This is a genomic window from Luteibacter sp. HAY1-4A, assembly GCF_056755355.1.
Genome location: NZ_JBNDHZ010000043.1, coordinates 21,616 through 37,406 on the forward strand (window position 1 = coordinate 21,616; position 15,791 = coordinate 37,406).

A 15,791-nucleotide genomic window follows, 5' to 3' on the forward strand; every position below is an offset into this window, starting at 1 on the left:
ATGGCAAAGCTCACCAAGCGTATGAAGGCCGCTACGGCCGCCGTGCAGCCCGGCAAGACCTACGGTCTTGACGAGGCGCTGAAGATCGTCAAGGACAACGCCAAGGCCAAGTTCGCCGAGTCCGTGGACGTTTCCGTCCGCCTCGGTATCGACGCCAAGAAGTCGGACCAGGGTGTTCGCGGTTCCTCGCTGCTGCCGCACGGCACCGGCAAGACCGTCCGCGTCGCCGTGTTCGTTCCGCCGGGCGAGAAGGCTGAGGCCGCGCTCGCCGCTGGCGCCGATGCCGTCGGTATGGACGACCTCGCCGAGAAGATGCAGGCGGGCGACCTGAACTACGGTCGCGTCATCGCCACGCCGGACGCCATGCGCGTCGTCGGTAAGCTCGGCCAGGTGCTCGGTCCCCGCGGCCTGATGCCGAACCCGAAGGACGGCTCGGTCACGGCCGACGTCGCCACGGCGGTCAAGAACGCCAAGGCCGGCCAGGTCAAGTTCCGCAACGACAAGGGTGGCATCATCCACGCCACCATCGGCAAGGCGAGCTTCGAAGCCGCCCAGCTGGCCGACAACCTCAATGCGCTGATCGCCGATCTGCTGAAGGCCAAGCCGGCCGCGGCGAAGGGTCAGTACATCCAGAAGGTGTCGCTGTCGAGCACCATGGGCGTGGGCGTGCCGGTCGATACCTCGACCGTGAACACCTCGACCAAGTAAGTGTTACGACCCTCCGCCGGTCATGCCGGCGGAGGGCACGTTTTTGAGGGCAGCCCCGGTCGAGCATTCACTGCAAAGCCGGCGGCAGCCGTCAAAGACCGTAGGCGCGAACAGCGCGCGACGACGACGAGCAGGGAGCTCGTGTTGGCAAGGAATCGCCGTCGTCGGCAGCGGGTTCGCTTAATCGGAGGCCTCGAAGGCTCCGGCCTGCGTAGATGGTGCAGCCCCTTCTGGCATTCGTTTCGAATCTGGAAAGGCCACCACCCGGGATGCGCGCATCCCCGACGTCAGGACGATGTCGCCCAGGACCGCAAGCGGCAGGAGCCGTGAGCGGAGTTCATAAGAGGAGTGCAATGTGGCCCTTAATCTCTCCCAGAAGCAAGAAGTAGTCGCCGAACTGGCAGAAGTCGCCGCGAAGGCTCACTCCTTGGTCGCCGCCGAATACGCGGGCACCACGGTCTCTCAGATGACCGCGATGCGCAAGAAGGCCCGTGAGTCGGGTGTGTTCCTGAAAGTCGTCAAGAACACGCTCGCCGCCCGCGCCGTGGCAGGTACCGAATTCGAGGTCGTCAAGGACGCCCTGGTCGGTCCGCTGCTCTATGCGTTCTCGACCGAGGAACCGGGCGCCGCTGGCCGCCTGATCAAGGAATTCGCGAAGACCAACGACAAGCTCAAGCCGAAGGTCGTCTCCATCGAGGGCAAGCTGTTCGATGCCGCGCACGTCGACGTGCTCGCATCGCTGCCGACCCGCGAAGAGGCCCTGGCCATGCTGGCCCGCGTGCTGGCCGAGCCGGTCACGATGTTCGCCCGCGCCATCAAGGCCGTCGCGGACAAGCAGGGTGGTGGCGAAGTTGCCGCCGAAGCCCCGGCCGAAGCCTGATCTGCGTCTAGACTTTTTCATTCGAAACCCCATTTCAGAAGGTAAGAAACAATGTCCACCCTGACCACCGAACAGATCGTTGAAGCCATCAAGGCCAAGTCCCTGACGGAAATCATGGAACTGGTGAAGTCGATCGAAGACACCTTCGGCGTCTCCGCCGCTGCTCCGGTCGCCGTCGCTGGCCCGGCTGCCGCCGCTGGCCCGGCTGCCGAAGCGCAGACCGAGTTCGACGTGATCCTGAAGTCCGCCGGCGACAAGAAGGTCGACGTGATCAAGGCCGTCCGCGCCATCACCGGCCTGGGCCTGAAGGAAGCCAAGGACCTCACCGAAGCCGGTGGCGTCGTGAAGGAAGCCGCGTCGAAGGAAGACGCCGAGAAGTTCAAGAAGGATCTCGAAGCTGCCGGCGCCACGGTCGAACTCAAGTAATCGGCGCCTTGCGCGCCAGCTGTTCGACTTAGCGTCAAGTGAGCCTGGGGGCGTGAGCCCCCGGGCTTTGGCCGTTCCTCAGGCCATGTTCCATCGTTCCATGTTCCGTTCCGTCGGAAATGGGACATCGGGAGTCGAGGGCAGTGCTTGCCCTGCGGTACGAATCCCGATCTCCGATTTTCGATTCACCATTTAGCCGGTGCGTGCATCACCGGCGCCACTGAGAACCGAGGCGGTACCCACCATGACCTACTCGTTTACCGAGAAGAAGCGCATCCGTAAGGACTTCGGCAAGCGGCCCCCCGTGCTGGGCGTGCCCAACCTGCTGACGATCCAGACCGACTCGTACAAGGAATTCCTGCAGGAGCAGGTGAACCCCAAGGCGCGCGAGGACAAGGGCCTGCACGCCGCCCTGAAGTCGGTGTTCCCGATTTCCAGCTATTCCGGCAACGCCGCCCTCGAATATGTCGACTACCGTCTGGGCGAGCCGGCGTTCGACGAGCGCGAGTGCCGCAACCGCGGCATGACGTTCGGCGCGCCGCTGCGCACCACCGTGCGCCTGGTCATCTACGACAAGGACAGCCCGGCGTCGAAGAAGGCCGTGAAGTACGTGAAGGAGCAAGAGGTCTACATGGGCGAGATTCCGCTCATGACCGAGACCGGCACCTTCATCATCAACGGCACCGAGCGCGTCATCGTCTCGCAGCTGCACCGTTCGCCGGGCGTGTTCTTCGACCACGATCGCGGCAAGACGCACAGCTCGGGCAAGTTGCTGTTCTCGGCCCGCGTCATTCCCTACCGCGGTTCGTGGCTCGACTTCGAGTTCGACCCGAAGGACGCGCTGTTCACCCGTATCGACCGTCGCCGCAAACTGCCGGTGACCGTGCTGCTGCGCGCGCTCGGTTACACGAACGAAGAGATGCTGAGCATCTTCTTCGAGCACAACGTGTTCCACCTGGGCAAGAAGGGTGCGGTCACGCTCGACCTCGTCGCCGAGCGCCTGCGCGGTGAAACCCTGTCCTTCGACCTCATGATCGACGGCAAGGTGCTGGTCGAGGCCGGCAAGCGCATCACGGCGCGCCACGTGCGCCAGCTCGCCAACGAGAAGATCGCCACGCTCGAAGTGCCGGACGACTACCCGGTCGGCCGCATCGTGGCCATCGACATGGTCGACAAGGACACCGGCGAGATCATCGCCGCGGCCAACGACGAGCTCACTCTCGAGCACCTCGAGCGCTTCCGCAAGGCAGGCATCGAGACGGTGCCCACGCTCTACGTGAACGACCTCGATCGCGGTGCGTACATCTCGAACACGCTGCGCATCGACAACACGCGCACGCAGCTCGAGGCCCTGGTCGAGATCTACCGGATGATGCGTCCGGGCGAGCCGCCGACCAAGGACGCCGCGCAGAACCTGTTCTTCAACCTGTTCTTCACCTTCGACCGCTACGACCTCTCGGCGGTGGGCCGCATGAAGTTCAACCGTCGCGTCGGCCGCAAGGACGTGATCGGCCCGGGCGTGCTCTACGACCACCGCTACTTCTCCGAGCGCAAGGAAGAAGAATCCCAGCGCCTGGTGGCGGAGCAGGGCGAGACGTCGGACATCCTCGACGTGCTGCGCGTGCTCATCGACATCCGCAACGGTACCGGCACGGTCGACGACATCGACCACCTGGGTAACCGTCGCGTGCGTTCGGTCGGCGAAATGGCGGAGAACACCTTCCGCATCGGTCTCGTCCGCGTCGAGCGCGCGGTTCGCGAGCGCCTGTCGCTGGCCGAATCCGAGGGCCTGACCCCGCAGGAACTGATCAACGCCAAGCCGGTCGCGGCGGCGGTGAAGGAGTTCTTCGGTTCGTCGCAGCTCTCGCAGTTCATGGACCAGAACAACCCGCTGTCCGAAGTGACGCACAAGCGCCGCGTGTCGGCGCTCGGACCGGGCGGCCTGACCCGTGAGCGCGCCGGCTTCGAAGTGCGCGACGTGCATCCGACCCACTACGGCCGCGTCTGCACCATCGAAACCCCGGAAGGCCCGAACATCGGCCTGATCAACTCGCTGGCCGTGTATGCCCGTACCAACGCCTACGGCTTCCTCGAGACGCCGTACCGCAAGGTCGAGAACGGCAAGGTCACCGACAAGGTCGACTACCTCTCCGCGATCGAAGAGGGTGACCACGTCATCGCGCAGGCGAACTCGCCGCTCACGAAGGAAGGCAAGTTCATCGAGGACTTCGTGTCCTGCCGTTTCCGTGGCGAATCGGAGCTGCGTCCGTCGGCCGAGATCAACTACATGGACGTGTCGCCGATGCAGACCGTGTCCGTGGCGGCGGCGCTCGTGCCGTTCCTCGAGCACGACGATGCGAACCGCGCGCTCATGGGCGCGAACATGCAGCGCCAGGCCGTTCCCACCTTGCGCAGCCAGAAGCCGCTCGTCGGCACCGGCATCGAGCGCGCCGTGGCGCGCGACTCGGGCGTGACCGTGTCGGCCCGTCGCGGCGGCGTCATCGACCAGGTGGACGCGGCGCGTATCGTCGTGCGCGTGAACGAGAGCGAGGTCGGCGACGATGACGCCGGCGTCGACATCTACACGCTCACGAAGTACACCCGCTCCAACCAGAACACCAACCTCAACCAGCGTCCGCTGGTGAACGTGGGCGACGTGGTGGCGGTGGGCGACACGCTGGCGGACGGTTCCTCGACCGACCTCGGCGAGCTCGCGCTCGGCCAGAACATGCTCGTCGCGTTCATGCCGTGGAACGGCTACAACTTCGAAGACTCGATCCTGATCTCCGAACGCGTGGTGCAGGAAGACCGCTATACCTCGATCCACATCGAGGAACTGACCTGCATCGCCCGCGACACCAAGCTCGGTGCCGAGGAAATCACGGCCGACATCCCGAACGTGGGCGAGCAGGCGCTTGCGCGCCTCGACGAGTCCGGCATCGTGTACATCGGTGCGGAAGTGAAGGCGGGCGACATCCTCGTGGGCAAGGTCACGCCGAAGGGCGAAAGCCAGCTCACGCCGGAAGAAAAACTGCTCCGCGCGATCTTCGGCGAGAAGGCGTCCGACGTGAAGGACAGCTCGCTGCGCGTGCCGCCCGGCATGGACGGCAACGTCATCGACGTGCAGGTCTTCACCCGCGACGGCATCGAGAAGGACAAGCGTGCCAAGCAGATCGAAGAGACCGAACTGAAGCGCATCCGCAAGGATCTCGACGACCAGTTCCGCATCCTCGAGGGCGCTATCTACGCCCGTATGCGCTCGCAGCTCGTCGGCAAGACCGCCATGAGCGGCCCGGCCGGCCTGAAGCGTGGCGCCACCATCGACGACGCTTACCTGGACGGCCTGAAGAAGGACGACTGGTTCAAGATCAACGTCAAGGAAGAGGAAGTCTCCGAGTTCCTCGAGCGCGCGGCCGAACAGGTCAAGCGCCACAAGGAGAACTTCGACAAGCGCTTCAAGGAGAAGCAGGGCAAGATCACCCAGGGCGACGACCTCGCGCCGGGCGTGCTCAAGATGGTCAAGGTCTACCTGGCCGTGAAGCGCCGCATCCAGCCGGGCGACAAGATGGCCGGCCGCCACGGCAACAAGGGTGTCGTGTCGATGATCGTGCCGGTCGAGGACATGCCGTTCTCCGCCGACGGTCGTCCGGTCGACATCGTGCTGAACCCGCTGGGCGTACCTTCGCGTATGAACATCGGCCAGATCCTCGAGGTTCACCTCGGCTGGGCGGCGAAGGGCCTGGGCCACAAGATCGAGGCGATGATCGAGGCCAACGAGCGTCCGGCGAAGCTGCGCGAGTTCCTGGACGAGGTCTACAACCACGGCAATGCCGGTGCGGAAGGCGCGGTTCGCCACGTCGACCTCAAGTCGATGTCCGACCAGGAGATCGTCGCGCTGGCGAACAACCTGCGCGACGGCGTGCCGATGGCCACCCCGGTGTTCGACGGTGCCGAAGAGTCCGAGATCAAGCACATGCTGAAGCTCGCCGATCTGCCGGAATCCGGCCAGACCGTGCTCTTCGACGGCCGTACCGGCGAGGCGTTCGATCGCCCGGTCACCGTTGGCTACATGCACATGCTGAAGCTGAACCACCTCGTCGACGACAAGATGCACGCGCGTTCGACGGGTCCGTACTCGCTCGTCACCCAGCAGCCGCTGGGCGGTAAGGCGCAGTTCGGCGGCCAGCGCTTCGGCGAAATGGAAGTCTGGGCGCTCGAGGCCTACGGCGCGGCGTACACCCTGCAGGAAATGCTGACCGTCAAGTCGGACGACGTGCAGGGCCGCAACCAGATGTACAAGAACATTGTGGACGGCAACCACGAAATGGCCGCGGGCATGCCGGAATCCTTCAACGTACTCGTGAAGGAAATCCGCTCGCTCGGCATCGACATCGAACTCGAAGAGATCAAGTGATCGTCGCGGCTACCGGAGATTACGCATGAAAGACCTGCTCAATCTGTTCAACCAGCAGCGACAGACGCTGGACTTCGACGCGATCAAGATCGCTCTGGCTTCGCCGGAGCTGATCCGTTCGTGGTCGTACGGCGAAGTGAAGAAGCCGGAAACGATCAACTACCGCACGTTCAAGCCTGAGCGTGACGGCCTGTTCTGCGCGGCCATTTTCGGTCCCATCAAGGACTACGAATGCCTGTGCGGCAAGTACAAGCGCATGAAGCATCGCGGCGTGGTGTGCGAGAAGTGCGGCACCGAGGTCACCCTGGCCAAGGTCCGTCGCGAGCGCATGGGCCATATCGAGCTGGCCAGCCCGACCGCGCACATCTGGTTCCTGAAGTCGCTGCCGTCGCGCATCGGCCTCATGCTGGACATGACGCTGCGCGACATCGAGCGCATCCTGTACTTCGAGGCCTTCGTGGTGATCGATCCGGGCCTGACCGCGCTCGAGCGCGGCCAGCTGCTCAGCGAAGACCAGTACCTTGAAGCCACGGAAGAGCACGGCGACGAGTTCGACGCCCGCATGGGTGCCGAGGCCGTCTACGAACTGCTGAAGAGCCTCGACCTCCCGGGCGAAGTCATTCGCCTGAAGGAAGAGATCTCGTCGACGAATTCCGAGACCAAGCTGAAGCGCCTCACCAAGCGCGTGAAGCTGATCGAGGCGTTCCTCGAGTCGGGCAACAAGCCGGAATGGATGGTCATGACCGTCCTGCCGGTGCTGCCGCCCGACCTGCGTCCGCTCGTTCCGCTGGACGGCGGCCGCTTCGCCACGTCCGACCTGAACGACCTGTACCGCCGCGTCATCAACCGCAACAACCGCCTGAAGCGTCTGCTCGAACTCGCCGCGCCCGACATCATCGTGCGTAACGAGAAGCGCATGCTCCAGGAGTCGGTCGACGCGCTGCTCGACAACGGCCGCCGCGGCCGTGCCATCACCGGCACGAACAAGCGCGCGCTGAAGTCGCTCGCGGACATGATCAAGGGCAAGCAGGGCCGCTTCCGCCAGAACCTGCTCGGCAAGCGCGTCGACTACTCGGGCCGTTCGGTCATCGTGGTCGGCCCGACGCTGCGCCTGCACCAGTGCGGCCTGCCGAAGAAGATGGCGCTCGAGCTGTTCAAGCCCTTCATCTTCGCCAAGCTGCAGGCCCGTGGTGAAGCCACGACCATCAAGGCCGCGAAGAAGCTCGTCGAGCGCGAAGAGGCGCAGGTCTGGGACATCCTCGAGGACGTGATCCGCGAGCACCCGGTCATGCTCAACCGTGCGCCGACGCTGCATCGCCTGGGTATCCAGGCGTTCGAACCGGTGCTCATCGAAGGCAAGGCGATCCAGCTGCATCCGCTCGTGTGTACGGCGTTCAACGCCGACTTCGACGGTGACCAGATGGCCGTGCACGTGCCGCTGTCGATCGAGGCACAGCTCGAAGCCCGCGCCCTGATGATGTCGTCGAACAACATCCTGTCGCCGGCGAACGGCGAGCCGATCATCGTGCCGTCGCAGGACGTCGTGCTCGGTCTGTACTACATGACCCGCGAGCTGATCAACGCGAAGGGCGCCGGCATGGTGTTCGCGAACATCGGCGAAGTGCGTCGTGCGTACGACAACCGTGCCGTCGAACTGCACGCCAAGGTGAAGGTGCGCGTGCGCAGCGTGGAGATGATCGACGGCGAGCGCGTGGAGCGCCAGCCGCTGGTCGATACCACGGTGGGCCGTGCCCTGCTGGCCGAGATCATTCCGGAAGGCCTGCCGTTCGCGCTGGTCAACACGGAACTGACCAAGAAGAACATCTCGCGCCTGATCAACCAGAGCTACCGTCTGCTCGGCCTGAAGGAATCGGTCGTGTTCGCCGACAAGCTGATGTACACCGGCTTCCGTTTCGCGACGCGTGCCGGTATCTCCATCGGCATCGACGACATGAAGATCCCGGCCGAGAAGAAGGGCATCCTCGAGGAAGCCGAGAAGGAAGTCGTCGAGATCCAGGAACAGTACCAGTCGGGCCTGGTCACCGCCGGCGAGCGCTACAACAAGGTCGTCGACATCTGGTCGCGCACCAACGAACTGGTCGCGAAGGCGATGATCGACGGTATCGGTACCGAGAAGGTCACCGACGCCGACGGCAACGTGGTCAACCAGAAGTCGATGAACTCGCTGTACATCATGGCCGACTCCGGTGCCCGCGGTAGCGCGGCCCAGATTCGCCAGCTGGCGGGTATGCGCGGCCTGATGGCTCGCCCGGACGGCTCGATCATCGAGACGCCCATCAAGGCGAACTTCCGCGAAGGCCTGAACGTCCTGCAGTACTTCAACTCGACCCACGGTGCCCGTAAGGGTCTCGCGGATACGGCGTTGAAGACGGCGAACTCCGGCTACCTGACCCGTCGTCTCGTCGACGTGGCGCAGGACGTCGTCATCACCGAGCACGATTGCGGCACGGAAGACGGCGTGCTGATGTCCCCGATCGTGGAAGGCGGCGACGTGGTCGAGCCGCTGCGCGAGCGCGTGCTTGGTCGCGTGGTGGTGGAAGACGTCTACGCTCCTGGCGACGACGACGAGCCGATCGTCACGCGCGACACGCTGCTCGACGAATACCTGGTCGACAAGCTCGACAAGGGCGGTGTGCAGCTGATCAAGGTGCGTTCGCCGATCACCTGCCGTGCCAGCCATGGCGTGTGCGCCCTGTGCTACGGCCGCGATCTGGCCCGTGGCCACCTGGTCAACATGGGCGAGGCCGTGGGTGTGGTCGCCGCTCAGTCGATCGGTGAGCCGGGTACCCAGCTGACGATGCGTACGTTCCACATCGGTGGTGCGGCGTCCCGTGCCGCCGCGGTGGACAATGTCACGGTCCGTACGACCGGTGCGCTGAAGTTCAACAACCTGAAGTCGGTCGAGCACGCCCAGGGTCACCTGGTCGCGGTCTCGCGTTCGGGCGAAGTGAGCGTCATCGACGCCAACGGCCGCGAGCGCGAGCGTTACAAGGTGCCTTACGGTGCGACCATCGCGGTGAAGGACGGCGACCCGGTCAAGGCCGGCCAGACCGTCGCGAACTGGGATCCGCATACCCACCCGATCGTCACGGAAGTGGCCGGTGTGGTCCGCTTCATCGACTTCATCGATGGCGTGACCGTGCAGTCGCAGACGGACGAGCTCACCGGCCTCGAGTCGGCGGTGGTCACCGATCCGAAGCGTCGCGGCACGCAGGCCAAGGACCTGCGCCCGATCGTCCGCCTGGAAGACAGCAAGGGCCGTGAGCTCAAGCTGCCGGGCACCGACATCGCGGCCCAGTACTTCCTGCCGGCCGGCGCCATCGTGTCGATCCAGAACGGGGCCGAAGTGGGCGTGGGCGACGTGGTTGCCCGTATCCCGCAGGAAACCTCGAAGACCCGCGACATCACCGGTGGTCTGCCGCGCGTGGCCGACCTGTTCGAAGCCCGCAAGCCGAAGGAACCGGCCATCCTCGCGGAGCGCTCGGGCATCGTCAGCTTCGGCAAGGACACCAAGGGCAAGCAGCGCCTGATCATCAAGGACGCGGACGGCAACGAGCACGAAGAGCTGATTCCGAAGTGGCGTCAGGTCATCGTGTTCGAAGGCGAGCACGTGGAGAAGGGCGAAACCGTCGTGGACGGCGAGCCGAATCCGCACGACATCCTGCGCCTGCTGGGTGTCGAGCCGCTGGCTTCGTACCTGGTCAAGGAAATCCAGGACGTGTACCGCCTGCAGGGCGTGAAGATCAACGACAAGCACATCGAAGCGATCATTCGCCAGATGCTCCGCAAGGTCGAGATCACCGAGCCCGGCGACAGCACGTACCTCCGCGGCGAGCAGGTCGAGCGCGTCCGGATCAACGAGGAGAACGATCGCGCCGAGGCCCGGGGCGAGCGTCGCGCCGAGTTCGAGTCGGTCCTGCTGGGCATCACCAAGGCGTCGCTGGCCACGGAGTCGTTCATCTCGGCGGCCTCGTTCCAGGAGACCACCCGCGTCCTTACCGAGGCGGCGGTCCGGGGCACCCGCGACACGTTGCGGGGCCTGAAGGAAAATGTTATTGTTGGGCGGCTAATCCCTGCGGGAACGGGTCTGGCATACCACGCTTCGCGTCGTAGCCAGGGCGGCCTGACGGCCTCGGAGCTCGAAACCCTCTCGGGTTCGGCACCGGCCGTCACGTTCGAAGAAGCCCCCGCCGGGTCCAACGATAGCGCCGAGTAAGGCCCGTAATCGGGTTTTGCTCGTACATACGAAATGAGGCGCACGGAAGCGCCTCGTGTTCGGATTCAGGGACGATGGGCGCAGCCCGCTTTCGCGGGCCACGCACGTCAACAACGCTTCTCTGGCGGGCCGATCTATCGGTCTGCCTTTATGTTTCTCAGGAATAGCTTCGCATGACGACAGTCAACCAGTTGGTGCGCAAATCCCGCAGTCCGAAGGCGTACAAGAGCGCCTCGCCGGCCCTGCAGAGCAGCCCGCAGCGCCGCGGGGTGTGCACGCGCGTTTATACGACCACCCCGAAGAAGCCGAACTCGGCCCTGCGTAAGGTTGCCAAGGTGCGCCTGACCAACGGTTTCGAAGTCATCAGCTACATCGGTGGCGAAGGTCACAATCTTCAGGAGCACTCGGTGGTCCTGATCCGCGGCGGTCGCGTCAAGGATCTCCCCGGTGTGCGTTACCACACGGTTCGCGGCAGTCTCGACTGCGCCGGCGTGACCAAGCGTCGCAAGTCGCGCTCGAAGTACGGCGCCAAGCGCCCGAAGAGCTGAGTAAAGGACAAGAATTATGTCGCGTAAAGGTTCCCATCCCGCCCGTGTCGTCCTCCCGGACCCGAAGCACGGAAGCCAGCTGATCGCCCGCTTCATCAATATGGTGATGAAGTCCGGCAAGAAGTCCGTCGCCGAATCGATCGTCTACGGCGCGCTGCAGCACATCGGCGAAAAGCATGCCGAGCCGGTGCAGCTCGTCGAGAAAGCGCTGGGCAACATTGCCCCGGCCGTCGAGGTGAAGTCCCGCCGCGTCGGCGGTGCCACGTACCAGGTGCCGGTCGAAGTCCGTCCGGGTCGCCGCATGGCCCTCGCCATGCGCTGGGTGATCGACGCGGCGCGCAAGCGCGGCGAGACGTCCATGCCGCGCAAGCTGGCCGCCGAACTCCTGGAAGCCTCGGAATCCCGTGGCGGCGCCGTCAAGAAGCGCGAAGAAACGCACCGCATGGCAGAGGCCAACAAGGCCTTCTCGCATTACCGCTGGTAAATACAGCTTCAGATTGAGGAAAGACCGTGGCACGCACCACTCCCATCGAGCGCTACCGCAACTTCGGCATCATGGCTCACATCGATGCCGGCAAGACCACGACCACGGAGCGCATCCTGTTCTACACCGGCGTCAGTCATAAGATTGGCGAGGTGCACGACGGTGCGGCGACGATGGACTGGATGGAGCAGGAGCAGGAGCGCGGCATCACCATCACTTCCGCCGCCACCACGGCGTTCTGGAAGGGCATGGATCGTTCGCTGCCCGAGCACCGCTTCAACATCATCGACACCCCGGGACACGTCGACTTCACCATCGAAGTGGAGCGTTCGCTCCGCGTGCTCGACGGTGCGGTGTTCGTGCTCTGCGCCGTGGGTGGCGTGCAGCCGCAGTCGGAAACCGTGTGGCGTCAGGCCAACCGGTACAAGGTTCCGCGCCTTGCGTTCGTCAACAAGATGGACCGCACGGGTGCGAACTTCTACAAGGTCGTCGACCAGCTGAAGTCGCGTCTGGCCGCCAATCCGGTGCCGATGCAGGTGCCGATCGGCGCCGAAGACAACTTCGAAGGCGTCGTCGACCTCCTCAAGATGAAGGCGATCAAGTGGGACATGGAGTCCCAGGGCATGAAGTTCGAGTACATCGACATCCCGACCGAGCTGGTCGAGAAGTCGAATGACGCCCGTACCGCCATGATCGAAGCCGCGGCGGAAGCCACGGAAGAGATGATGGACAAGTACCTGGGCGGCGAAGAGCTGACCGAGGCCGAGATCATCGAAGGCCTGCGCCTGCGCACCCTGAAGAGCGAGATCATCCCGGTCTTCTGCGGTACCGCGTTCAAGAACAAGGGCGTCCAGGCGATGCTCGACGCGGTCGTCAACCTGCTGCCGTCGCCGGTCGATCGTCCGCCGGTCGAAGGTGTCAACGAAGACGAGCAGCCGGATACGCGTCCCGCCAAGGACGACGCGCCGTTCTCCGCGCTCGCGTTCAAGATCATGACCGACCCGTTCGTCGGCGCGCTGACGTTCTTCCGTGTCTATTCGGGCACGCTGAACGCCGGTGACCAGGTGTACAACCCGGTCAAGTCGAAGAAGGAGCGCATCGGCCGCATCCTGCAGATGCACGCGAACGAGCGTCACGAACTGAAGGAAGTCCGCGCCGGCGACATCGCCGCTGCGGTCGGCCTGAAGGACGTCACGACCGGTGACACGCTGTGCGCGCAGGATCACATCATCACTCTCGAGCGCATGTCGTTCCCGGAGCCGGTGATCTCGATGGCGGTCGAGCCGAAGACCAAGTCGGACCAGGAAAAGATGGGTATCGCCCTCGGCCGTCTGGCCGCGGAAGATCCGTCCTTCCGTGTCCGTACGGACGAAGAGTCGGGCCAGACGATCATCTCGGGCATGGGCGAGCTTCACCTGGACATCCTGGTGGACCGCATGAAGCGCGAGTTCAACGTCGAGGCCAACGTCGGCAAGCCGCAGGTGGCCTACCGCGAGACCATCCAGGCGTCGGACGTCAAGTCGGACTACAAGCACGCCAAGCAGTCGGGTGGTAAGGGCCAGTACGGTCACGTCGTGATCGAGCTGTCCCCGATCAGCGAAGCCGATCGCAAGGACGAGAAGATCGCTGCCGGCATCAAGGACGACTTCCTCTTCATCAACGACATCACGGGCGGCGTGATTCCGAAGGAATTCATCCCGTCGGTCGAAAAGGGCCTGCGCGAGACGATCACCGCGGGTCCGCTGGCCGGCTTCCCGGTCGTGGGCGTGAAGGTGAAGCTGGTCTTCGGTTCGTACCACGACGTCGACTCGTCGGAAATGGCGTTCAAGCTCGCTGCGTCGATGGCGTTCAAGCAGGGCTTCGCGAAGGCGAATCCGGTGCTGCTCGAGCCGATCATGAAGGTCGAGGTGGTGACGCCGGAAGACTACGTCGGCGACGTCATGGGCGACATCAGCCGTCGTCGCGGCATGCTCACCGGCCAGGAAGAGACGCCGTCGGGCAAGACCGTCAACGCGATGATCCCGCTGGGCGAGATGTTCGGCTATGCGACCTCGCTGCGTTCGCAGACCCAGGGTCGCGCCACGTTCACGATGGAATTCGACCATTACGAGCCGGCGCCGAAGAACATCGCGGACGAGGTCATGAAGAAGTCCTGATAAGGGCTTCTTCTTCAAAACTTATAACGTTCTTTTAGAGGTTTAGAGTCATGGCAAAGGGTAAGTTCGAGCGTAATAAGCCGCACGTCAATGTCGGCACCATCGGTCACGTCGACCACGGCAAGACCACGCTGACGGCTGCGCTCACGAAGGTCGGCGCCGAGCGTTTCGGCGGCGAATTCAAGGACTACGGTTCGATCGATGCGGCGCCGGAAGAGAAGGCGCGCGGCATCACGATTTCGACCGCCCACGTCGAGTACGAATCGGCCACGCGTCACTACGCCCACGTCGATTGCCCGGGCCACGCCGACTACGTCAAGAACATGATCACCGGTGCCGCCCAGATGGACGGCGCGATCCTGGTGTGCTCGGCCGCCGACGGCCCGATGCCGCAGACCCGCGAGCACATCCTGCTCTCGCGTCAGGTCGGCGTGCCGTACATCGTGGTGTTCCTGAACAAGGCCGACATGGTCGACGACGCCGAGCTCATGGAGCTCGTCGAGATGGAAGTTCGCGAACTGCTGTCGAAGTACGAGTTCCCGGGCGACGACACCCCGATCATCAAGGGTTCCGCTCGTCTGGCGCTGGAAGGCGACCAGTCCGAGATCGGTGTGCCGGCGATCATCAACCTCGTCGATGCGCTGGACACCTACATCCCGACGCCGGAGCGCGACGTGGACAAGGCGTTCCTGATGCCGGTGGAAGACGTGTTCTCGATCTCGGGTCGCGGCACCGTCGTCACGGGTCGTATCGAGCGCGGCGTCATCAAGGTCGGCGATGAAGTGGAAGTCGTGGGCATTCGCGACACCCAGAAGACCACGGTCACGGGTATCGAAATGTTCCGCAAGCTGCTCGATCAGGGCCAGGCGGGCGACAACGCCGGTCTGCTGCTCCGCGGCCTGAAGCGCGACGACGTCGAGCGTGGCCAGGTGCTGGCCAAGCCGGGCACGATCAAGCCGCACACCCAGTTCGAAGCCGAGGTGTACGTGCTGTCGAAGGACGAGGGCGGCCGCCACACCCCGTTCTTCAACAACTACCGTCCGCAGTTCTACTTCCGCACCACCGACGTCACCGGTGCCGTGAAGCTGCCGGAAGGCGTCGAGATGGTGATGCCGGGCGACAACGTGAAGATGAACGTCACGCTGATCCACCCGATCGCCATGGACGAAGGTCTGCGCTTCGCGATTCGCGAAGGCGGCCGTACCGTCGGCGCAGGCGTGGTGGCGAAGGTCACGGCCTAAGCGACACTTCCCTTCGGGGAAAACGAGAGGCGAGGGCGCAAGCCCTCGCCTCTTTTTTTGATGGAAGATATCTACTCCTCTTCCATTCCCCGAAATTCCCGGCTATACTCCGCTGGCTAAGACTCCCGAGTGCCTCAACCAGGCCTCGGACCACGCGAAATGAGGCGCACGGAATGTGCTTCGAGTTCGCAGGCAAGGATGCCGAGTAGGGTAGCAACGGGCCACGGGGCGCAAGCTCTGTTGACCCATCGTGTTGCTTATTCTATACTTTTCTGTCTGGGCAGGCCGTTATTGCGGTCTGCCCGACTTTTTCGGGTCGTTCCGGGTGGCTTCTGCCGCTCCAGGGCGGCCCGTTGCGGTACCCGTAACAAGCAATCTGGGTTGTGCGGGGTGGCGAGAAGCCCCTCCGAATCACAAGAACGTTCTTTCGATAACAGGACACGGTTTTATGGCGAACCAAAAGATTCGCATCCGGCTCAAGGCGTTCGATCATCGTCTGATCGACCGTTCGGCCAGCGAAATCGTCGAGACGGCCAAGCGCACCGGCGCCACGGTCCTCGGCCCGATCCCGCTGCCGACCAAGATCGAGCGCTACACCATTCTGGTGTCGCCGCACGTCGACAAAGATGCCCGCGACCAGTACGAGACCCGTACGCACAAGCGCGTTCTGGACATCATCGACCCCAACGACAAGACC

10 protein-coding genes are annotated in these 15,791 nt (G+C 64.0%); all 10 read left to right on the forward strand.

Features of this window, described 5'->3' with window-relative positions; genetic code table 11:
• The gene (gene rplA / locus ACPYOD_RS14570; RefSeq protein ID WP_413624047.1) at positions 1-708 is read left to right on the forward strand and encodes a 50S ribosomal protein L1; all 708 of its coding nucleotides are present in this window, start codon (positions 1-3) and stop codon (positions 706-708) included.
• 355 nt (positions 709-1,063) lie between these two features.
• Positions 1,064-1,588, forward strand: a complete 525-nt coding sequence (rplJ, locus tag ACPYOD_RS14575; RefSeq protein WP_481290724.1) for a 50S ribosomal protein L10 — start codon at positions 1,064-1,066, stop codon at positions 1,586-1,588.
• A 51-nt stretch (positions 1,589-1,639) separates the two neighbouring features.
• Positions 1,640-2,014, forward strand: coding sequence for a 50S ribosomal protein L7/L12 (rplL, locus tag ACPYOD_RS14580; protein ID WP_072324088.1), 375 nt, complete (start codon positions 1,640-1,642; stop codon positions 2,012-2,014).
• A gap of 244 nt (positions 2,015-2,258) precedes the next feature.
• A complete protein-coding gene (gene rpoB / locus ACPYOD_RS14585; protein ID WP_481302440.1) occupies positions 2,259-6,428 on the forward strand; it encodes a DNA-directed RNA polymerase subunit beta in 4,170 nt (1,389 codons plus the stop codon).
• 25 nt (positions 6,429-6,453) lie between these two features.
• Positions 6,454-10,665, forward strand: a complete 4,212-nt coding sequence (gene rpoC / locus ACPYOD_RS14590; RefSeq protein ID WP_481302441.1) for a DNA-directed RNA polymerase subunit beta' — start codon at positions 6,454-6,456, stop codon at positions 10,663-10,665.
• A 173-nt stretch (positions 10,666-10,838) separates the two neighbouring features.
• Entirely contained in the window at positions 10,839-11,213 is a 375-nt protein-coding gene (gene rpsL / locus ACPYOD_RS14595) for a 30S ribosomal protein S12 (protein ID WP_036115505.1), read from the forward strand.
• A 16-nt stretch (positions 11,214-11,229) separates the two neighbouring features.
• On the forward strand, positions 11,230-11,697 hold the full coding sequence (rpsG, locus tag ACPYOD_RS14600) for a 30S ribosomal protein S7 (RefSeq protein WP_036115503.1): 468 nt from the start codon (positions 11,230-11,232) through the stop codon (positions 11,695-11,697).
• Positions 11,698-11,723: 26 nt separating this feature from the next.
• Complete coding sequence (gene fusA, locus ACPYOD_RS14605) at positions 11,724-13,853, forward strand: elongation factor G (RefSeq protein WP_481302442.1); 2,130 nt, start codon at positions 11,724-11,726, stop codon at positions 13,851-13,853.
• 50 nt (positions 13,854-13,903) lie between these two features.
• Complete coding sequence (tuf, locus tag ACPYOD_RS14610) at positions 13,904-15,094, forward strand: elongation factor Tu (protein ID WP_481302443.1); 1,191 nt, start codon at positions 13,904-13,906, stop codon at positions 15,092-15,094.
• Between the two features lie 448 nt (positions 15,095-15,542).
• The coding region (rpsJ, locus tag ACPYOD_RS14615; RefSeq protein WP_481302444.1) for a 30S ribosomal protein S10 at positions 15,543-15,791 on the forward strand (249 nt) is incomplete at its 3' end.

What these genes read in the sequence shown, in the direction of transcription:
- rpsG (WP_036115503.1), top strand. Translation starts at nt 11,230, where the DNA reads ATGTCGCGTAAAGGTTCCCATCCCGCCCGTGTCGTCCTCCCGGACCCG.
- rplA (WP_413624047.1), top strand. Translation starts at nt 1, where the DNA reads ATGGCAAAGCTCACCAAGCGTATGAAGGCCGCTACGGCCGCCGTGCAG.
- rpoC (WP_481302441.1), top strand. Translation starts at nt 6,454, where the DNA reads ATGAAAGACCTGCTCAATCTGTTCAACCAGCAGCGACAGACGCTGGAC.
- rpoB (WP_481302440.1), top strand. Translation starts at nt 2,259, where the DNA reads ATGACCTACTCGTTTACCGAGAAGAAGCGCATCCGTAAGGACTTCGGC.
- rplL (WP_072324088.1), top strand. Translation starts at nt 1,640, where the DNA reads ATGTCCACCCTGACCACCGAACAGATCGTTGAAGCCATCAAGGCCAAG.
- rpsL (WP_036115505.1), top strand. Translation starts at nt 10,839, where the DNA reads ATGACGACAGTCAACCAGTTGGTGCGCAAATCCCGCAGTCCGAAGGCG.
- tuf (WP_481302443.1), top strand. Translation starts at nt 13,904, where the DNA reads ATGGCAAAGGGTAAGTTCGAGCGTAATAAGCCGCACGTCAATGTCGGC.